We start from the raw sequence: 20,676 nt of genomic DNA on the forward strand, positions 1-20,676 counted from the left end.
AGTAAAAAGAATATGAATTTAAAAAAATTATTAACATCAGCAGTTTTAAGTGCCAGCCTTTGTCAAAGTGCAATGGCCGCACCAGTAGAAATAGATAAAGTTATTGGCGTTGTAAACCAAGGCGTAATTTTAAAAAGCGAAGTAGACACCATTATTAATCGTGTTAAAAAGCAAGCCGAAGAACAAAACCAGCAATTACCAAAAGATGAAACTCTTCGTGTACAAGCTGTTGAGCGTTTAGTTAATCAAGCCCTTATGATACAAATGGCTGAGCGTATGGGGTTACAAATCTCAGACAGCCAACTCGATCAAACTCTTGCAAGCATGGCACAAGAGCAAGGCGGTACAATTGCCGATTTACGCCGTACTATTGAAGGTTCGGGCGAAAGCTTTCAAGCTTACCGTGAAGAAATTCGTAAAGAAATTACAACGCAGCAAGTAACACGTGCAAGTGTCGATCGCCGTATTTATATTAGCGAACAAGAAGTTGATAACCTTTTAAAAATTATGGAAACCCAAGGTCAAAGTGCTGAAGAGTACGACATTGGTCATATTTTAATAGATATCCCTAACGATGCGAGTGCAGACGAAATTGCTGGCGCAAAAACACGCGCAGATAAAGTTATTGAGCTATTAAACGATGGCCAAGAATTTAAGCGTATTGCTATTTCATCATCAAGCGGCTCTAAAGCACTTGAAGGTGGACAGCTTGGTTACATGGGCATTAACGAAATGCCGTCGCTTTTTGCTGAAGCAGTAAAAGGCCAAAAGAAAGGCGCTATTGTTGGCCCTCTTCGCTCTGGTGCTGGTTTTCATATCATTAAAGTACAAGATGTTCGTGGCCTACAAGTTGTAGAAACAACTGAAGTGCGTTCACGCCATATACTAATTAAACCTTCAATTATTTTAAGTGAAGAAAAAGCACGCTCTATGCTTGCTGGCTTTGCAAAAGACTTACGCGCAGGAACTGCTGACTTTGGAAAGTTAGCTAAAGAGTACTCAGAAGATCCAGGCTCTGCACTTAAAGGTGGCGAGTACGATTGGACAGATCCAACTACCTACGTACCTGCGTTTAAAGATACATTGCTTTCTCTTAAGCAAGACGAAATAAGCGAACCGTTTAGAACACAGTTTGGTTGGCATATTGTGCAGTTACTTGGTAAACGTGTAGCTGATAAAACTGAGCTAGCCAAACGTAACCGTGCTCACGGTATGTTGTTTAACCGTAAATTTAAGGAAGAAAGTTTTAACTGGCAGCAAGAAATGCGCGAGCAAGCTCACGTTGAAATTTTCCCTATAGACCAATAAATATGACCCTAAGAATTGCTATTACACCGGGTGAACCCGCTGGTATTGGCCCAGATTTGCTACTCACGCTTGCTCAGCAAGCGTGGGATGTTCAACTTATAGCGATTGCCGATGGCAAACTATTAAAAGAGCGTGCAAAACATTTAGGCTTAACAATAAACTTAATTAAATTTGATGATAATGCACCCGCCATCGCAGCACCTGCTGGCAGCTTGTATATTCATCAGGTTGATTTAGGTGCGGATGTAGAGCTTGGCGTACTAAATGACGGTAACGGCCAATACGTGTTAGATACCTTGCGTATAGCAAGTGAAAAAAACATGGATGGCACGTTCGATGCTGTTGTTACGGGCCCTGTTCACAAAGGCATTATTAACAAAGCGGGCATTTCATTTAGCGGACACACTGAGTATTTTGCGCAGCAATCAAATACTGCAGATGTAGTTATGATGCTTGCAACTGAAGGTTTACGCGTTGCACTTGTAACCACGCATATTCCACTTGCGTATGTATCGCGTGCCATTACTCCTGAGCGCTTAACTAAAGTAGCGGGTATTTTAAATCACGACCTACAAACTAAGTTTGGGATAGAAAAACCACGTATTTTAGTGTGTGGCTTAAACCCACATGCAGGTGAAGATGGCCATTTAGGCCGTGAAGAAATAGAAACAATCACCCCAACGCTTGAAATACTTAGAAGCGAAGGGATGAATTTAATTGGCCCACTACCGGCCGATACCTTATTTCAACATAAATACCTATCTGAAGCAGATGCAGTACTTGCTATGTATCACGATCAGGGATTACCTGTGCTAAAATACAAAGGATTTGGTAAATCGGTAAATATTACCCTTGGCTTACCATTTATCCGCACCTCAGTTGACCACGGTACTGCTCTCGATTTAGCAGGGACTGGTACAGCTGACGTTGGCAGTTTTGAATTAGCGATCCGCGAAGCAATTAAGCTCGCCCAAGAAAAAGCACAAAATCAATGACCGATAAAGTACATTTAGGACACCGCGCTCGTAAGCGTTTTGGGCAAAACTTTTTATTTGATGAATCTATCATCGATAAAATAGTCTCTGCGATTGATCCTAAACCAGAAGACAACTTAGTAGAAATTGGCCCCGGCCTTGGCGCAATTACTGAGCCAGTAGCCGACTTAAGCGGCCATTTAACTGTTGTTGAATTAGATAAAGACTTAGCACAACGATTAATTGAACACCCATTTTTGGGTCCTAAATTAACTGTTAACCAAGGCGATGCAATGACGTTTGACTTTGCAAGCTTGGTTCGCGATGACAAAAAATTAAAAGTGTTTGGTAACTTACCTTACAATATTTCGACACCGTTATTGTTTCACCTTTTTGAATTTTCAGATCATATTGAGCACATGCACTTTATGCTTCAAAAAGAAGTAGTAAAACGCATGGTAGCAGGCCCAGGTAGTAAAACATTTGGCCGCTTAAGCGTAATGACTCAATATTACTGTAATGCAATGCCGGTTGTTGAAGTACCACCTGAGTGCTTTAAACCAGCGCCAAAAGTTGACTCTGCTGTTATTCGTTTAATACCTAAAAAGCCAGAGCAACGTACAGCAAAAAGCGTTAAAATTTTAAACACTGTGTGTTTAGAAGCATTTAACCAGCGCCGCAAAACGCTACGTAATAGTTTAGGTAACTTACTTACCGCAGAAGAACTAACTAGCATTGGCATTGATATAACGCTGCGTGCTGAGCGCTTATCTTTACAACAATTTATTGATATAGCTAACTGGATTTATGACAACAAGCAGTAACATTGGATCGCCTGTAAAGGTATCTGTAGAAACATTTTACGTAGAAGGTCAATCTCAACCGGAGCTTGAAAAATACGTATTTGCTTACTCGGTAACAATTAAAAACCATAGTTTATGCAGTGCAAAATTACTGAGCCGCTATTGGTTAATTACCGACGCAAATGGCAAACAAGTAGAAGTTGAAGGCGAAGGCGTTGTTGGCGAAATGCCAGATATTGGCCCAGGCGAAAGCTATAAATACACCAGCGGTGCAATTTTAGATACACCTGTAGGCACTATGCAAGGCCATTACACGTTACGCAACGAGTTTGGCTCTGAGTTTCAGGCGCCTATTAATGTGTTTCGTTTGGCTTGCCCTAACATTTTGCATTAAGCACTTAGATGGCAGATTATGCGATAGGTGATTTACAAGGGTGTTTTAGTGAATTTAACACCCTTATACAACGGGTTGATTTTAACCCAAGTAAAGATCACCTATATTTAGTTGGCGACATAGTTGCTCGCGGGCCAGACTCCCTAGCCTGCTTAGACTATATTTACCAACATCAAAATAGCATGACCATCACTTTAGGCAATCACGACCTTCACATGGTTGCCTGCTACTTTCTTAACAAACCTACCAACCCAAAAGATAAACTAAACCCAATATTTGAAAGCCCAAAATTAGCGCATTACATCGCTTTTTTACAAACCCAACCATTGGCCTTAGAGCTTATAAAACATAACTGCTTTATATCTCATGCCGGATTAAACCCCGATTGGTCTATTGACTATGCGCTAAAACAAGCACAGTTTGCACAAAGCTGTTATCAGTCACACAATGCTAAAGCATTTTTTGAACACATGTATCAGCCTCACCCTATTGAGTGGTCAAGCAATCTTGATGACTTTGCAAAGTTTAGATACATAGTTAACTATTTTACCCGCATGCGCTTTTTAACAAGTGATAACAAACTCGAGCTTAATGCAAAGGGTGCAATAACCGATAGCCAAACACTAACCCCTTGGTTTAACCATCCGAATATAGCTAAAACTAAACACGATATTATTTTTGGCCACTGGGCCGCGCTTGAAGGTAGGACAGGTAATCCACGGGTTCACGCCTTAGATACAGGCTGTGTATGGGGTAACACCATGACCCTAATGGAGCTAAGTACTAAAAAAGTAATTATAGAAAAATCCCACCTTTCGTCTAAATAAACTGAAAAAAAACAATACATCTGTTAGATTTATCAATTAATAGTTAAAATTAGTTAAAGTAATTGATTTTAATTACTTAACTTATTGGTACAAACGCCGATAAGTCTTAATTGAAGTACTTTTGAGTGGAAATCTTATGAACCTGACAGTAAGCCAACGTATTTGGGGTGGTTTTATATTTATCACACTATTATTATTAATAATTGGTGGTAACTCCTTAATAAAAATTGCAAATATTGACCGTTCTACTCAAAAAGTGAACCAACTATCACTTCCAGCACTGAATAAAAGCTCAGAACTACAAGCCGAATTTATTTTAATGAGTAAAGCCGCTCAAGCGAGCTTTTACACTACTTCTGCAAATGAACTAGCCCCCATTAAAAAACAAGTTCTTGAGCAAAAGCAGTTATTCAATACCCTTCATCGCGAACTTCAAGACGTAGTAAAAAATGATGCAACGCTTAATCAAAGTAGCCAAAATGTAGAAAAAACCTACTTAAGCTTTTTAAGCACAGTTGAAAGCTTATTAGAAGATAAAAGCAAACAGCTAGCATTAAACAAAACATTAAAAGCACAATTAGAAAATATAGAGCTAAGTGCAGAAGATGCCAATTCTGTGGTACTCGATATTATTGATATTGATGGCTTTGAGCAAAACCACCCTCGTGCTTATCAAGCTGCAAACAATTTAGAAAATAACTTTATGTCAGTGGTAAGTAACAGCACTGATATGCTAACCGTTAAAACGCTTAATACTCTCGACATTGTTAAAAACGAGCAAACCTATTACCTAGAAGAAGTAACGCGTACCATTGCCTTAATTAAACCGGCTATAGAGCAAACTCACAGCGATTTATACTCAAGCTTAAAAGAAAATGTTGATACTTTAGAAAACAATATAAAAGGTAGTAGTGGTTTAGCTGCAAACAAAAAACGATTAATCGACTCTATTACGCTAACAGAGTCAGAGCTTGCACAGTCAGAGCAAGCCACCAAAATGGCACTTAACCAAATTGATGAGTTAGTTAATCAAGCAAGTGACGTTGCGTTTAAATTACAGCAAGGCGTGCGCAGCGACGTAGACTCAGCAAACTTATGGACGTGGGTTGGTATGATTATAGCCACTCTTTTAGCTGTAGCGATTGCTATTATTACTGTTAGCCGTATTACTAAACCACTTGCTGAAGTTAACCGAATTTTAGATATTGTTGCCAGTGGCGACATGACACAACGTTTAGACGACAGCGCTAAAGACGAATTTGGCGAATTATCTAAAAGTTGTAACACCCTAATTGATAACTTACGCAGCCTAATTAAAGGCATTATTTCGCGCTCTACTCAGCTAGCTGCAGCATCAGAACAAACATCTGCAATTACCGCAGAATCAAGCCAAGCAATTCGTAACCAACAAGCACAAGTTGAGCAAGCCGCAACGGCAACAACCGAAATGAGCAGTACATCGCAAACGGTTAGCAACAGCGCTCAACAAGCACTTAGCGAAATTAAAAACGCTGATAAAGAAGCTGAGCGTGTTAAAGGTATTTCGAATAACAACAAAGCAACGATTGAGCAATTAGCACGTGAAGTAGACGACGCCTCTCAAGTAATTAATAAGCTGCATCAAGATAGCGCATCAATTGGCAGCATATTAGATGTAATACGCGGAATAGCGGATCAAACTAACCTACTTGCACTAAATGCCGCAATTGAAGCTGCGCGTGCAGGTGAATATGGCCGTGGCTTTGCGGTTGTAGCAGATGAAGTACGCTCTCTTGCGAGTAAAACTCAAGAGTCGACCCAAGAGATACAATCAATGATTGAGTCTCTACAAACAGGCGCAGAAGCCGCAGTAACTGCTATGAGTAAAGGTAAGCAACGTGCGGTATCGTGTGTTGAGCAAACAGACCTAGCAAGTAGCGCTCTTGATTCAATTACATTTGCGGTTTCGCAAGCTCACGATGTAAGTGAAGAGATTTCGACCGCCGCACTTGAGCAACAACAAGTAGCGCAAGAAATTAGCGAACGCCTTGAGTCGATTGTAGCCATCGCAGAGCAAACAGCCGAAGGCGCAAACCAAACTAATATTTCAAGTTCAGAAGTGGCAAAACTGGCCGAAGAGCTTCGCTTGTCGGTAGACGAATTTAAAGTTTAGGTTTACTAAAACGATTAAAAAACCCCGATGGTACAATGTACCATCGGGGTTTTTGTTTATAAGACCTTTAGAAATGAGATGTAAAACCTTACCTACAACATATACACACCCTATCGATGCGAATTTACTTCACGCTCATCTAACTTAACTTTACCAAAGCGAGGTATAAAACCTCACCTACAACATATGCCTCCTGTAGGTGCGAATTTACTTCGCGATCATCTAACCTAACGTTACCAAAAGCGAGGTATAAAACCTCACCTACAATATATGTACCCTGTAGGTGCGAATTTACTTCGCGCTCATCTAACTTAACTTTATCAAAAGCGAGGTATAAAACCTCACCTACAATATATGCTTCCTGTAGGTGCGAATTTACTTCGCGCTCATCTAACTTAACTTTATCAAAAGCGAGGTATAAAACCTCACCTACAATATATGCTTCCTGTAGGTGCGAATTTACTTCGCGATCATCTAACCTAACGTTACCAAAAGCGAGGTATAAAACCTCACCTACAATATATGTACCCTGTAGGTGCGAATTTACTTCGCGCTCATCTAACTTAACTTTACTTCGCGCTCTCTTATTTTGAAACCTCTGCTACCTTTAAACAAAAGTACTGAAGGCCTGAAAAATGTATCGTTCAGATTTATTGCGAAAAGGCAGAGTATCATTAACAAATCGATTTTACTCAATCACACTAGTGGCGCACAAAAGAGAAAACATATTTATTTCTATGGATATTAATCGTTTGATAATCACAGAAATGAAAAAGATAGAAACGCAAGAAGCAGCTAAAACAATAGCATTTGTAATTATGCCAAATCATATACATTGGCTAATTCAATTAGGAAATAAAAAAACGCTGTCCGATGTAATTAAGTTATTTAAAGGCCGTTGTTCTAAAGTAACCCGTGACGATTTAGGTATGTATAAATTATGGCAACGTAACTACTATGATCACATGATTAGAAATGAAAATGATTTACTGAACAATGCTAGATATATCATTGCTAATCCTTTGCGGGCTAAAATTGTCGATAAAATTGCTTCATACCCTTACTGGGATTGTATTTATATAAAATAAAAAGTGAGGTATAAAACCTCACCTACAACATATACACACCCTATTGATGCGAATTTACTTCGCGCTCATCTAACTTAACTTTATCAAAAGCGAGGTATAAAACCTCACCTACAGCATATGCTTCCTGTAGGTGCGAATTTACTTCGCGCTCATCTAACTTAACTTTACCAAAGCGAGGTATAAAACCTCACCTACAACATATGCTTCCTGTAGGTGCGAATTTACCTCGCGCTCATCTAACTTAACTTTATCAAAAGCGAGGTATACAACCTCACCTACAACATATGTACCCTGTAGGTGCGAATTTACTTCGCGCTCAGCCAACCTAACTTCACCAAAAGCGAGGTATAAAACCTCACCTACGATATATGTACTCTGTAGGTGCGAATTTACTTCGCACTTATGTAATTTAACTTTACCAAAAGCGAGGTAATAAAACCTCACCTACAACATGCACACACCCTGTAGGTGCGCATTTACTTCGCGCTCATCTAACTTAACTTTATCAAAAGCGAGGTATAAAAACCTCACCTACGATATATATACGCCAATTACTAACCACTAATATATCGCTTTTTTCTTCCTTACTTAGGCATTTATTGCTAACCTCGCGTTAACGTTTTTACTTAAACAAATTTTTGCTAACGGAATAATTATGCTCAAAAAAATATCACTGTTTATCGGGATGGCAATCAGTGCAAATGCTGTTGCTAAAGGTGGCGTGTCACCTTATTTACCTTTAAATCAAGCCCCTGAACTTGAGCACCAAGTACAACGACTTTTAGCCGTAAGTAAAAACACACATATTATGAGCAAGCCTTATAAAGCTCACGATATTTATAGAGTGCTGCAAACAGTAAGGCATACTTACCCAGAACTATATCAAACACTTTCGTACCAACTTAGCCCTTACATTCAAAGCGACGCGGGTACATTTGCAAAAGTAACGCTTGCTGCTGGTACAAAAGATAAAACACTGCCTAACCAACGCGGCCAAACCACTAAAACCAACTTAATTGTTGAAGGCGGCGCTTACGCTAACTTCGGGCGTTACTTTGGTGTAAGTGTTGCAGGCATAGCCAACGAAGACGAAATATTACCTACACAAAGTTTTTTTTACCTTGGTAATAAATACGCGCAGTTAGATGTAGGTTACCGCGAACATTGGTACTCACCTTTTAACGACAGTGCCATGCTATTAAGCACACAAGCTAAAACAACGCCTTCTATAACGCTTAGTAATGTAGAGCCAATAACCAGCTTTAATATTCGTTACGATATGTTTATTAGTAAAATGACAGAGCAACGTGGGATATTAAAAACAGGCCGTATTGATGGTGTTGATCGGAGATTTGAACCAGGCAAACCTTATCTATTTGGTTTGCATACCAGCTTTGCTGCTACCGATAATTTAACAATAGGCTTAAGCCGCTTAATGCAGTTTGGTGGTGGTCCGCGTAGTGTTACGCTAAAAGACTTTGCAGAAGGCTTTTTCAAACCCGGTACTAAAGATAATATAACCAGATCAGATGCAGAGGAAGTTGATGCTGACTTTGAGCTTGGCGATCAACTAGGCTCAATTACATTCGCCTATAATAATAGTATTTATGCGCTACCGTTCGAGTTTTATGGTGAGGTAGCACTTGAAGATACATTAGGTGGTGGTAGAAATAACGCTTATAGTTTTGGTGTTTATTTACCTTTTGTTGCTAACAATCACAGCTTACGTTTTGAGCACAGTAACTGGCAAACTAGTTGGTATGCAAATAGTATATATCAAGATGGCAACCGTAACTCAGGCAACGTAATTGGCCACTGGGCGGGTGATGAACACGACTACACCGACTACACTCCGGCTAAATCAATGAGCGTAAACTGGCATTGGCAATTAAGTAAAATAGAAAGCTTAAATACCACTATTCGTATGCTTGAAAATAAAAACGAAGGCTATAAAACAAGTTACGAACTGCAAACAGCATACACTCGTAAGTTGAGTAAACCAATAATGGGTGCTAAAAGTTGGGGAGCTGAGCTGTATCAAGGAAAGGATGTATACGGGGAAACGTTTGCTAGATTAGGTGTATTTGCTAATTTTTAACACCCTGTAGGTGCGAATTTATTTCGCGCTCATCTAACTTAACTCTACAAAAAGCGAGGTATAAAACCTCACCTACAATATATTCACGCTGTAGGTGCGAATTTACTTCGCGCTCATCTAACCTAACGTTACCAAAAGCGAGGTATAAAACCTCACCTACAATATACACACCCTATCGATGCGAATTTACTTCGCGCTCAGCCAACCTAACTTCACCAAAAGCGAGGTGTAAAACCTCACCTACAATATATGGATCCTGTAGGTGCGAATTTACTTCGCGCTCATGCAGCCTAACTTCACCAAAAGCGAGGTATAAAACCTCACCTACAATATATGGATCCTGTAGGTGCGAATTTACTTCGCACTTATGTAATTTAACTTTACCAAAAGCGAGGTATAAAACCTCACCTACAATATATACACCCTATCGATGCGAATTTACTTCGCGCTCATGTAACCTAACGTTACCAAAAGCGAGGTATAAAACCTCACCTACAACATATGCACCCTGTAGGTGCGCATTTACTTCGCGCTCATCTAACTTAACTTTACCAAAAGCGAGGTATAAAACCTCACCTACAATATACATACCCTGTAGGTGCGAATTTACTTCGCGCTCATGTAATTTAACGTTACCAAAGCGAGGTATAAAACCTCACCTACAACATACACACCCTGTAGGTGCGAATTTACTTCGCGCTCATCTAACTTAACTTTACCAAAAGCGAGGTGTAAAACCTCACCTACAATATATACTCTGTAGTTGCGAATTTACTTCGCGCTCATCTAATTTAACTCTACAAAAAGCGAGGTATAAAACCTCACCTACAATATATGCACCCTATCGGTGCGAATTTACTTCGCGCTCATCTAACTCAGCTTTACCAAAAGCGAGGTATAAAACCTCACCTACAATATATGGATCCTGTAGGTGCGAATTTACTTCGCGCTCATCTAATTTAACTCTACAAAAAGCGGGGTATAAAACCTCACCTACAACATACACACCCTATCGATGCGAATTTATTTCGCGCTTATGTAACTTAACTCTACAAAAAGCGGGGTATAAAACCTCACCTACAATATATACACCCTATCGATGCGAATTTACTTCGCGCTAATGTGATTCATCACCGACAAAAAACATACTTCTACAATAACGCTTTTATTGAACTAGCTATATGCTCGGCTTGCTCTTGTGATGCTACAGAATCAGTTGACTCGACCATGACACGGATCAATGGCTCAGTGCCTGATTTACGTAGTAAAACACGACCAGTATCTGCCAATACTATTTCAGCTTCTGCTACTGCTTGTTTTACCGAATCAGTATTTAGAATTTCATTCGCATTATTTTTTGTTAAACGCACATTAAGAAGCACCTGAGGTAATTTTTGCATACCTGCTACGTAGTTCTTTAATGATTGCTTTTGCTGAATAAGCGCTGTTAACACCAATAAAGAGGCTACAATTCCATCACCTGTGGTTGCATAATCTAAATGTAGAATATGGCCTGAACCTTCACCACCAAGTTTCCAACCAGTATTTTTAAGCTGCTCTACAACATAGCGATCACCTACTTTTGCGCGCTTGAATGGTATATCCATTTTCTTAAGCGCTAGCTCTAACCCGAGGTTAGACATTAGTGTACCAACAACACCACCCTGCATTTTGCCTTGCAGCTTTGCTGCTTTAGCTAAAATATAAAGTATTTGGTCACCGTCAATCACAGCGCCACTATCATCAACAAGCATTAACCTGTCAGCATCACCATCAAGCGCAATACCTAAGTCCGCTTTATGTTCAAGTACAGCTGCTTGAAGGCTATCTAGATGTGTAGCACCACATTGCTCATTTATATTTAAACCATTTGGTTTATCGTTAATGCTAATAACGTCAGCACCTAATTCTGCATAAACATTAGGCGCTATGTGATATGCAGCCCCGTTAGCACTATCGACAACAATTTTTAAACCTTCAAGCGTTAAATCTTTAGCGAATATGCCTTTGCAAAATTCAATGTATCGTCCAGCAGCATCGTTTATGCGTCTTGCTTTACCCAAGCGCTCAGAGCTTACACACTGCATTGCGTTGTTATTTAATGCTTGCTCAAGTAAGGCTTCAATTTCAAGCTCTTGCTCATCGTTTAACTTCGTACCAGAATTATTAAAAAACTTAATACCATTATCGTAATATGGATTATGTGATGCACTAATAACAACGCCTGCATCCGCTCTAAAGGTTGATGCTAAATAAGCAACTGCTGGGGTAGGCATAGGGCCAACAAAAGCAACATTAACACCCGCAGCTGAAAGGCCTGCTTCTATGGCTGACTCAAACATATAACCACTGTTACGTGTATCTTTACCTATTAGAATCTCTTTTGTACCACTGGAGGCTAAAACAGTACCCGCGGCCCAGCCTAATTTCATTGCAAAATCAGGCGTGATAGGAAAAGTACCCACCTTACCTCTTACTCCATCGGTACCAAAGTATTTACGTGGCATAATTATTCCTTTTAAAATGTTAAATGCGCAGTGCACATATAATTAATATTTGTTAGCTCTATTATCTTAAAAACATAGCTTTATTACAAAAAGCAAAAAGCGCGAGCTAAACTCACGCTTTAAATTTCATTAAATATAAAAACTAAATACATAGCTTTAATTTATCAGAATATTGAATAAATTATTATCAACAACCTTACTCAGCCTGACCGTTATTTGTTACTTTAAAATACAATGTCACTCAACTTAGTGTGTAAAATAATAACTTAATTAATATTTACAACATTCTGCTTGTTTCCCTTGGTTAGATCCTTTTTTGCATTCCACACCAAATCACATATACCATCAGTTGGATTAAAACCAGTAGGTGCATCTAGCAACAATTGACGAATTGTTTCATGATCAAAGTTATGACACGCAATATCTAACGCTTCTATAAACACATTAAGCTCGGCTAAAGGTAGCATTACTTCACTGGCTGTCATTATGCGCTCGTGTGTTGTTTCACCCACGTTATTACCAATTAACAGTTCTTCATAAAGCTTTTCGCCTGGGCGCAAGCCCGTACACTTAATCTCGATATCACCATGTGGATTAGTGTCGCTTTTAACTTCAAAACCAGAAAGTCGTACCATTTTAGTCGCAAGATCTTTAATTTTAACTGGTTCGCCCATATCAAGTACAAACACATCGCCGCCTTTACCCATAGCGCCTGCTTGTATTACTAATTGAGCAGCTTCTGGAATCGTCATAAAAAAGCGTGTTATATCAGGGTGTGTAAGCGTTATTGGGCCGCCCTCTTTTATTTGCCTGCGAAATAGCGGCACAACAGAGCCACTAGAACCAAGTACATTACCAAAGCGAACCATACAAAAACGTGTTTTGTGCTTAACACCTTGCTCTTGCGTTAAGCCCTGCAGTACTAATTCGGCCATACGTTTAGTCGCCCCCATTACATTAGTAGGACGAACGGCTTTATCGGTAGATATAAGTACAAAATTTTCAACGCCAGCATTAACTGCAGCTTTAGCACAGTAATAAGTACCAAACACATTATTACGTACACCTTCAACAACGTTATGCTCAACTAACGGTACATGCTTATAAGCCGCTGCATGATAAACTGTATGCACGCCAAAGGTTTTCATTACTGTTTCAAGACGGTTAATGCGTTGAACAGAACCCATTATAGGAATTAACTCTAATTCTAAAGCATTATTACAAATATACTCGTTAAGCTCTTTTTCTATTGAATATAAAGCAAACTCACTTTGTTCAAATAAAATTAATTTAGTGGGTTGTTGTTTAACTATTTGCCTACAGAGCTCCGAACCTATAGAGCCCCCTGCACCAGTTACCATAACTACTTTTTTAGTTATATTGGCCGTCATTAAATCCATTTTAGGGGCTACGGGGTCACGGCCTAGTAAGTCTTCTACACCCACTTCTGTTATTTCAGCAAGCTTAGCTTTGCCCTCTACAACATCAGCCATTCCGGGGATTGAAAGTACCTTAATTGTTAATGGCTCTAATTGAGCTAGTATTTCTTTACGGCGGGCACGTGTTGAACTAGGTAGTGCTAATAAAACTTTGCTAACTTTACGTTTATTAATTAATTCGTAAATACCTTTAAAGCATACAACAGGTATACCCTGAATTATTGAGCCATGTTTAGATACATCGTCGTCAATAAATGCACTAACAAAATACTCAGGGCCAGCACCTAAAGCAGTGGCTAGTTGTCGCCCTGCTGAGCCCGCTCCATAAATAATCACAGACTCTTTTTTACTCGTAGTCATTTTGCCAATAACCGCACGTACCAATACACGGGCACCACCTACGGTTAGTAAACACAGCCAAGCAAATATAAACGGCATAGTACGGGGTATATCTATACCTATCAAAAAGGCAATTAAAACCAAACTAACTGTAGTTATAATGGTACCTAATACTATTGCCCATATGGCTTGAGAGTTCATGTATCTAAGTACTGCACGATACAAACCTAAACTTATAAATGTATATAAGCTTACAGGTATCAACACCGCTAATAAAAGCCAATTATCTAAACGCTGCAGTGGTTCAAAGCTATCAAGCCTTACAATAAGGGCTAACCAAAAAGCGATTACAATAAATAGCGTATCGATAAACAAAGTAATAAGGCGTTTTTTAGCGCGAGATGCATTTAAAATAGAGCGTATAAAGCTATCCACTGACAGTTCCTTTTATAATTAAGGTGCTAGGTTTCACAAATAATAGTTATGGCGAGTAATCTTCAGCTATCAGCCAAAATAATATACAACATAAAAAGCAGCAAACAAGAACAAATGAAAGGCCGCTAAACAGCTTTAATTTATAAAGCGTAGCGACCTCTTTACTTGTTATTAGGCATTTTATTTAACTAATTATATGCAAATCTATTTTGTTGCGAGACTAAAGACTTCTTTGATTACTTGAGTTGTTTTGGCTATTTCGGCTTCAGTAAGCGTTGGGTGTACTAAAAACATGATGGAAGTTTCACCTAGCTCTACGGCATTAGGTAAACGTTTTTCTGGGCGCCATGGTGTATTGTCAAATGCGTTTTCAAGATAAACTTCAGAACAACTGCCCTGAAAACACGGTACACCGCGCTCTACAATCGCATTAACAATACGGTCACGGTTCCAACCTTTTGCTAATTGCTCAGGCTTAACAAACATATAATGTTTATATTCTGCGTGCTCGCTATGCTCTGGCACTGACACTAAGCGAATACTACTAAAGCCACTTGCGGCTTCGTCTAGCTGAGCACCGTATGCTTGGCGTTTTGCTGTCCAATCACTCATACGTGTTAATTGTATGCGACCAAGCACAGCTTGCATCTCTGTCATACGCCAGTTGGTGCCAAAGCTTTCGTGCAACCATCTAAATCCTGGTGGGTGCTCACGGTTATAAATAGCATCAAAGCTTTTACCGTGATCTTTATAGCTCCACATAGTTGACCATAATTCTTTTGAGTTAGTGGTTACCATGCCGCCTTCGCCGCCGGTGGTCATTATTTTATCTTGGCAAAAGCTCCAAGCTCCAACATGACCGATACTGCCAACGGACTTACCTTTATATTTAGCACCATGCGCTTGGGCACAGTCTTCTATTACATAAAAGCCATGTTCTTCACTCAATGCCATTATGTCATCCATTTCAGCAGGCATACCCGCTAAATGCACAACAATAACCGCTTTTGTTTTAGGCGTAAGTACTGCTTTTATACTCGTAGCCGTAATTGCTTGGCTATTTAAATCAACATCAGCAAATACAGGTGCTGCACCAGCAGTAACAATGCTTGACGCAGATGCTAAAAAAGTACGCGGTGTAGTTATTACTTCATCGCCAGCGCCTACATTTAAAGCTTTAAGCGCTAAATCAAGTGCTAAAGTGCCATTACCCAAAGCAATTGCGTATTCACTATCAGCCCATGCGGCAAATTCTTTTTCGAACTCGCGGCCTTCTGTACCAGTCCAATAGTTTACTTTATTCGATAAAATTACACGACTTACAGCATCGGCTTCGTCTTGAGTAAAGCTAGGCCAAGGAGAAAATGGGGTATTTAACATGATGTTCCTATTAATTTATATAGAAAGGGGTCTTATTTATTAGGTACTGCAGGAGAGCCAAATGCAGTAACGTTATCCGGTATATTTTTTATAACAGTACTACCCGCACCAATCATACAATTGTCACCAATTACTATTAATTGTTTAATTTGGCTACCAATACCAACCCAACTTTTACTACCAATAATAACCCCACCCGCCAAAGCAGTATTAGGGCAAATATGAGTAAAGTCACCAATAGCACAGTCGTGCTCAATAATAGCTGAGGTGTTAACTATGCAGCCAATGCCTATATTGGCAAACGCATTAATAATAGCACCAGCAAAAATGACACTTCCCTGCCCTATTGTAGCGTATTGGCTTATAACAGCCGTGGGGTGAATTAATGTTATTAAATTAAAATTATTTTGCTGTAACAACTGTATTTTTTGCTGGCGAATATTGTTATTACCAATAGCAACAACAACGTCACTAGAGGTTGTGCTTGTATTGTTTAACGCTATTAAGTCGGCACAAGTACCATGTATAGGCCAATGTTCAATGTAAGTTTTACTTGGGTAGGCATCATCATAAAAGTTAACAATAAAACCAAGCTGCTCGGCAATATCGGCAATTACCTTACCGTGGCCGCTTGCGCCAACTATAACCAGCCTTTTAGTCATTACTAGAGCCTTTAAATGGCTCAATAGTTACATGGCCGTCAGCGTTGATGCCTTCGCGTACAAACACCTTTTTTACGGTAAGTAATAAAATTTTTAAGTCGAGAAAAAAGCTTTGGTTATCAACATACCAAACATCAAGTTTAAATTTTTGCTCCCAACTAATAGCGTTGCGCCCATTTACTTGAGCCCAGCCAGTTATACCTGGGCGCACATTATGTCGGCGCGCTTGCTCAGTGTTATAAAGAGGTAAATACTGCACTAATAAAGGCCTAGGACCTACTAAACTCATATCACCTTTAAATACATTAAATAAGCCTGGGAGTTCGTCTAAACTGGTAGAGCGTAAAAATGTGCCAAATTTTGTCATACGCTCATCATCAGGTAGCAAGTTGCCATGCTTATCTTTACCATCAAGCATGCTTCTAAACTTCATCATTTTAAATACATTGCCATTCAAACCAGGGCGATTTTGAGTAAATAAAATAGGCGAACCTAATTTAAAACGAATGAGTACAGCAACTACAATTATTACTGGTAACAAAGTAAGTAATGCGCCCATAGCCATTATAAAATCAAAAAAGCGTTTCATTTTTTAACCCCAGTAACCCAAGTTACCCATTTATCGGCTAAGTTATGGCGATTAAAATCACGCTTAGCCAAAGCTTGAGCTCTTTCACCCATTTCAGGTAATAATTCTTTATTATTTGCTGCACTTTCTAACGCGTCAGCAAATGCTATTGCGTTATCTGGTTCAATTGCATAACCGCAATTATTATCTTTAATCATACCGGCTAACCAACCTGGGTAATTATTAAGGACAGGTAAGCCCGCTGAAATATAATCAAAAAACTTGTTTGGCGATGTCCCGTAATAAAAAGCAGGGATATTCGCTAATAACTGTAAGCCTATATCAGCTCCTTTCATTAGCTCGGCCAGTTTGCTTTTATTAACAGGAGGGTGAAATATAACGTTATCCAAACCCTCTAGCTTAGCCCTAGCCTGTAGGCTCTCTTTCAACTTGCCTTGGCCAACAAAAACTAATTTAATATCATTACGATCACGTTTTTTTAGTTCAGCTGCTGCATCTAATGCTGCGTCTAAGCCATTAGCCTGCCCATGGGTGCCAGTAAATACAGCCATTAAATCTTTATCCTCTACTCCTTCAGGCCGCCAAGGAGTAACATCATCAGCAAATATAGTTAAATCACATCCATTTGGGACAATTTCAATTTTACTTGCTTTCACACCGCGTTTTTTAATACCTTCAACAATACCAGGAGACAATCCTATACAGCGATGAGCAGATCGATACGAACACCACTCAAGCATAGACATTGCAGCTAATACTAAAGGGTTTTTTATTACGCCCATCTCTTTTGGTAATTCAGGCCACAAGTCCCGAACCTCAAATACGAAAGGTTTGCCTCGTAACCAGCGCGCAAATATGCCAGGTATTCCAGCAGTTAAAGGGGTTGTAGTTGCAAAAAGCACGTCATATTTATACGTTAGCGCAATACCGATACTCTTAACTGCAAACTTTAAAAATGTACAGGCACGTTTCATTAAGCCATCTGTATTAGAATAAGCTAAATCAAATTCAATTATATGAATTCCATCTACCACGCCTTCTCTGCGACCTTTTATAAAATTTGGGGTTAAGCCTGTTTCTCCCCCTCCATAGCTGCCGCAAACCATAGTCACTTGGTGTCCATGTTTTAATAATCGCTGCGCCATTTCATATGAACGAATACCTGTAGAGCCGCTAGGTGTAGAAAAGTGTTGGTGAAAATATAAAGCATTCATAATTAAAATTTTACTTCCGTAGTCAGTATTCCAGGCTCGGCAACTTCTATTTCGAGTACTGGTATTTCAGATTCTTGGTGGTAATAACGGGATTCAAAACCGGTCGTTAGTTCAATGCGCATTATACTAATATTTGCTGAAATATTAATTGTGCAAAACTCACTAACAAGGCTACTTCCAACTAACTTCCAATCAACTGGGATAAGCCTAAAACGCAGTACTGCCTTTTGCTTAAACCCACTTACAATATCTTCTATAATAAGCAAATTTGGCTTTAAGATAATTGCACGTGTATGTTTGCAATCAAATCTATCCTCATAGCCTGCACTAATCTGCTGCTCACTACCTGAAACTGCGAGCTCCTTTTTAAGAGTGGTTTTTAACCAATTACCTAATAAAAAGCGGCTCAAGCGTGGCATTTGATCGTGCGAATCAAATTCAATTGTATTGTGGCTTTTTACTCCACCATAATAATCAATGTATTTTTGCCCAGCATTGTAGCTAAATGTACCACCATCTCGAAATACATTTTGGCCATTCAACCAAAAATCAATGTGCAATGCGTCACACTGGCTGGGTCTAAACTTAAACATAGGATAGTTAAAGTAAAGTGCGGCATTAGTCGTATTTAAATAAGCATAGCCACCATGCGTAAAGTCTTTTGCAACTTTGCTTGCTACACATTGACTAGGTATTTTTAATTCTAGCCATTCAAGTGGAGCATTAAAATCACCGCTAAAATTATACGTTAGTTTATTAGCAAACAATGTGCTGGCAAGCTGAACACTCGGCCTAAAGTCTCTATAATCAGTATTTGTTAACGGAATTAAGCGCGCCCCATCGTTAGCACCAAGATTTGGAGTGTCTCCCGTTTTAGAGTCTGTAAAATAAAATAACCATTTGGTAGCAGCTTCTAATTTTACATATAAAAGCTTCGAAAAATGAGTCAAGTTGTGTTTTAGACGCCACGCTTCTGCCAAGCTATAAGTATCGAGCATCACTCTATGGTAATTTACTGAGTACTGACTAAAACTTCCGTCTGTTTCAATTAGTTTATTAGCTCTGTTTTCAAGCCACTTTAAACCTTGTTTTTGCCATTTAACACCGTCATTATCACCATTTAATACAAGCCACGAACCACCAATATAAAGTGCTGCTGCTTCAGAAGTCCCATGGTTGTTGTCTTGAGCAATTGCATACATGATAGTTGGTGAAATGCGTTTTAAATGTGCTTTAACTAAACTCAATAATGCAGGGGTCGTGTTTTTAGTTTGTTTAAGCAACAGCGAAGCCAAAGCCAAATGCATCACTCTTATTGACGCCTCTTGTCCACACTTCCAATTAACCCCATAATAAGTAGGGTTACTTTCAATCCAATCAACTAACCATGCGTTTATTTTTTTTAACGCGCTTTCATCACCAGTTTCTACTTGCTGAGCGAAACAGATAGCCCAATCAAAGCGCGATGCTTCCCAAACTCCTTTGATGTCACCTAATTGGTCATTAAAATCACCAATTAAGTACCAAGGCTTATCAGAAGGTGCTAATTCGCTATTTAAACAGCTTTGATGCCAGTTAGGAATCGCTAAATCTTCTTTTTCAACTCCACAGTAAGCATGTTTACCGTTCCACTGAGCATTAAGCGGGGTATATGATATAGAACCTGTATACTGAGTAAATAAGTCACCCTGCTTAATTTCACTAGTGACCCTTTGCAATTTATTAAGGCCTATTTTTATACTAAGTTTATATATAAAAAGTCGAGCGAGGTTCGTTAAACCTAATTTAAATAATGTAGCAATTAACAAATTATTATTCCTTAATGTCTTTGAAAGATAGTAACGAGCCAATTAAAATTGGAGTTATCGACACAACAAATAATGAATAAGAAAAAAAAGATTCTAAAAAAAGAAATAACACAGCAAGGTAAACCACCTTGTCAGTATCAGCTCTGCCTTTAATCTTAGAAGTAAATAGTAGTTTTAAAAAAAAGTAATATACAAATAATGTATAAAATATTCCGTATTTAGATAATAAACCTACAGGAGTGAAGTGGGCATTTGTAACATCTTTCATCTCCCCAGAGCTAAGCATTAGTTCATATGTATAACCATTACCCATACCAAATAAAAAATCACTAATTTCCATTTCAGAAAAAATCGCAAATACTTCATCGAACCGACCTGCACTTAACTTATTAATTGACTCAAAGTCACCATTAAATAATAGTCCAATTGAATACACGAAGCGCCTAACCGATATATTATTTGGATCATTACTTATAAAAAAAGTTACGCCAGCAATAATAAAACAAGCTATCATTATAAAAACAAGCTTCATTTTATAATTGACAAACCTGTACGAAACACAAAATACAATTATTGCTGAAATTAATTGAGCCCTTTTCCCGTACGCTATTATAAGAAAAAAAGATAGTACAAATAGGATAGGGTTAGAGAATAAATAA

Annotated in this window: 16 protein-coding genes; 8 read left to right on the plus strand and 8 right to left on the minus strand. The window is 38.9% G+C overall.

The window, feature by feature from the left end; genetic code table 11:
* Positions 1–12 precede the first annotated feature (12 nt).
* From surA to CXF76_RS10925, 8 genes are all read left to right on the plus strand, one after another.
* Complete coding sequence (surA, locus tag CXF76_RS10885) at positions 13–1,308, plus strand: peptidylprolyl isomerase SurA (RefSeq protein ID WP_101163647.1); 1,296 nt, start codon at positions 13–15, stop codon at positions 1,306–1,308.
* Positions 1,309–1,310: 2 nt separating this feature from the next.
* Complete coding sequence (gene pdxA / locus CXF76_RS10890; RefSeq protein WP_101163648.1) at positions 1,311–2,303, plus strand: 4-hydroxythreonine-4-phosphate dehydrogenase PdxA; 993 nt, start codon at positions 1,311–1,313, stop codon at positions 2,301–2,303.
* Positions 2,300–3,106: a 16S rRNA (adenine(1518)-N(6)/adenine(1519)-N(6))-dimethyltransferase RsmA gene (gene rsmA, locus CXF76_RS10895; RefSeq protein ID WP_002960838.1), complete on the plus strand. Its 807-nt coding sequence runs from the start codon at positions 2,300–2,302 to the stop codon at positions 3,104–3,106. Before pdxA ends, rsmA begins: the two co-directional genes overlap by 4 nt.
* Positions 3,090–3,479 carry a Co2+/Mg2+ efflux protein ApaG gene (gene apaG / locus CXF76_RS10900; RefSeq protein WP_002960839.1) on the plus strand — a complete coding sequence of 130 codons (390 nt, stop codon included), beginning with the start codon at positions 3,090–3,092 and terminating at the stop codon, positions 3,477–3,479. The genes rsmA and apaG overlap by 17 nt, the downstream gene beginning before the upstream one ends.
* Positions 3,480–3,487: 8 nt before the next feature.
* The gene (locus CXF76_RS10905) at positions 3,488–4,306 is read left to right on the plus strand and encodes a symmetrical bis(5'-nucleosyl)-tetraphosphatase (protein ID WP_101163649.1); all 819 of its coding nucleotides are present in this window, start codon (positions 3,488–3,490) and stop codon (positions 4,304–4,306) included.
* Positions 4,307–4,442: 136 nt separating this feature from the next.
* A complete protein-coding gene (locus tag CXF76_RS10910; RefSeq protein ID WP_101163650.1) occupies positions 4,443–6,458 on the plus strand; it encodes a methyl-accepting chemotaxis protein in 2,016 nt (671 codons plus the stop codon).
* 635 nt (positions 6,459–7,093) lie between these two features.
* Positions 7,094–7,546, plus strand: coding sequence for an REP-associated tyrosine transposase (locus CXF76_RS10915; RefSeq protein WP_101163651.1), 453 nt, complete (start codon positions 7,094–7,096; stop codon positions 7,544–7,546).
* A gap of 655 nt (positions 7,547–8,201) precedes the next feature.
* Positions 8,202–9,644 (plus strand): capsule assembly Wzi family protein, encoded by a 1,443-nt coding sequence (locus CXF76_RS10925; RefSeq protein ID WP_101163653.1) that lies wholly within the window; start codon positions 8,202–8,204, stop codon positions 9,642–9,644.
* 1,151 nt (positions 9,645–10,795) lie between these two features.
* On the opposite strand, the gene glmM is transcribed toward CXF76_RS10925, so the two are convergent.
* From glmM to CXF76_RS10970, 8 genes are all read right to left on the minus strand, one after another.
* Positions 10,796–12,151, minus strand: a complete 1,356-nt coding sequence (glmM, locus tag CXF76_RS10935) for a phosphoglucosamine mutase (protein ID WP_101163655.1) — start codon at positions 12,149–12,151, stop codon at positions 10,796–10,798.
* Between the two features lie 266 nt (positions 12,152–12,417).
* The gene (locus CXF76_RS10940) at positions 12,418–14,364 is read right to left on the minus strand and encodes a polysaccharide biosynthesis protein (RefSeq protein WP_101163656.1); all 1,947 of its coding nucleotides are present in this window, start codon (positions 14,362–14,364) and stop codon (positions 12,418–12,420) included.
* Between the two features lie 204 nt (positions 14,365–14,568).
* On the minus strand, positions 14,569–15,744 hold the full coding sequence (locus CXF76_RS10945; RefSeq protein WP_101163657.1) for a DegT/DnrJ/EryC1/StrS family aminotransferase: 1,176 nt from the start codon (positions 15,742–15,744) through the stop codon (positions 14,569–14,571).
* Between the two features lie 32 nt (positions 15,745–15,776).
* Entirely contained in the window at positions 15,777–16,406 is a 630-nt protein-coding gene (locus CXF76_RS10950) for an acetyltransferase (protein ID WP_101163658.1), read from the minus strand.
* Positions 16,399–16,995 (minus strand): sugar transferase, encoded by a 597-nt coding sequence (locus tag CXF76_RS10955; RefSeq protein ID WP_101163659.1) that lies wholly within the window; start codon positions 16,993–16,995, stop codon positions 16,399–16,401. Before CXF76_RS10955 ends, CXF76_RS10950 begins: the two co-directional genes overlap by 8 nt.
* Positions 16,992–18,209, minus strand: a complete 1,218-nt coding sequence (locus CXF76_RS10960) for a glycosyltransferase family 4 protein (RefSeq protein ID WP_101163660.1) — start codon at positions 18,207–18,209, stop codon at positions 16,992–16,994. The genes CXF76_RS10955 and CXF76_RS10960 overlap by 4 nt, the downstream gene beginning before the upstream one ends.
* A gap of 2 nt (positions 18,210–18,211) precedes the next feature.
* Entirely contained in the window at positions 18,212–19,927 is a 1,716-nt protein-coding gene (locus CXF76_RS10965) for an alginate lyase family protein (RefSeq protein ID WP_232785116.1), read from the minus strand.
* A gap of 94 nt (positions 19,928–20,021) precedes the next feature.
* A partial coding sequence (locus tag CXF76_RS10970) for a hypothetical protein (RefSeq protein WP_232785117.1) occupies positions 20,022–20,676 on the minus strand: 655 nt, incomplete at its 5' end.

Source organism: Pseudoalteromonas sp. 78C3 (assembly GCF_002836695.1).
GTDB classification, from domain to species: Bacteria; Pseudomonadota; Gammaproteobacteria; order Enterobacterales; family Alteromonadaceae; genus Pseudoalteromonas; species Pseudoalteromonas arctica.

What these genes read in the sequence shown, in the direction of transcription:
- surA (WP_101163647.1), top strand. Translation starts at nt 13, where the DNA reads ATGAATTTAAAAAAATTATTAACATCAGCAGTTTTAAGTGCCAGCCTT.
- pdxA (WP_101163648.1), top strand. Translation starts at nt 1,311, where the DNA reads ATGACCCTAAGAATTGCTATTACACCGGGTGAACCCGCTGGTATTGGC.
- rsmA (WP_002960838.1), top strand. Translation starts at nt 2,300, where the DNA reads ATGACCGATAAAGTACATTTAGGACACCGCGCTCGTAAGCGTTTTGGG.
- apaG (WP_002960839.1), top strand. Translation starts at nt 3,090, where the DNA reads ATGACAACAAGCAGTAACATTGGATCGCCTGTAAAGGTATCTGTAGAA.
- CXF76_RS10905 (WP_101163649.1), top strand. Translation starts at nt 3,488, where the DNA reads ATGGCAGATTATGCGATAGGTGATTTACAAGGGTGTTTTAGTGAATTT.
- CXF76_RS10910 (WP_101163650.1), top strand. Translation starts at nt 4,443, where the DNA reads ATGAACCTGACAGTAAGCCAACGTATTTGGGGTGGTTTTATATTTATC.
- CXF76_RS10915 (WP_101163651.1), top strand. Translation starts at nt 7,094, where the DNA reads ATGTATCGTTCAGATTTATTGCGAAAAGGCAGAGTATCATTAACAAAT.
- CXF76_RS10925 (WP_101163653.1), top strand. Translation starts at nt 8,202, where the DNA reads ATGCTCAAAAAAATATCACTGTTTATCGGGATGGCAATCAGTGCAAAT.
- glmM (WP_101163655.1), bottom strand. Translation starts at nt 12,151, where the DNA reads ATGCCACGTAAATACTTTGGTACCGATGGAGTAAGAGGTAAGGTGGGT.
- CXF76_RS10945 (WP_101163657.1), bottom strand. Translation starts at nt 15,744, where the DNA reads ATGTTAAATACCCCATTTTCTCCTTGGCCTAGCTTTACTCAAGACGAA.
- CXF76_RS10950 (WP_101163658.1), bottom strand. Translation starts at nt 16,406, where the DNA reads ATGACTAAAAGGCTGGTTATAGTTGGCGCAAGCGGCCACGGTAAGGTA.
- CXF76_RS10955 (WP_101163659.1), bottom strand. Translation starts at nt 16,995, where the DNA reads ATGAAACGCTTTTTTGATTTTATAATGGCTATGGGCGCATTACTTACT.
- CXF76_RS10960 (WP_101163660.1), bottom strand. Translation starts at nt 18,209, where the DNA reads ATGAATGCTTTATATTTTCACCAACACTTTTCTACACCTAGCGGCTCT.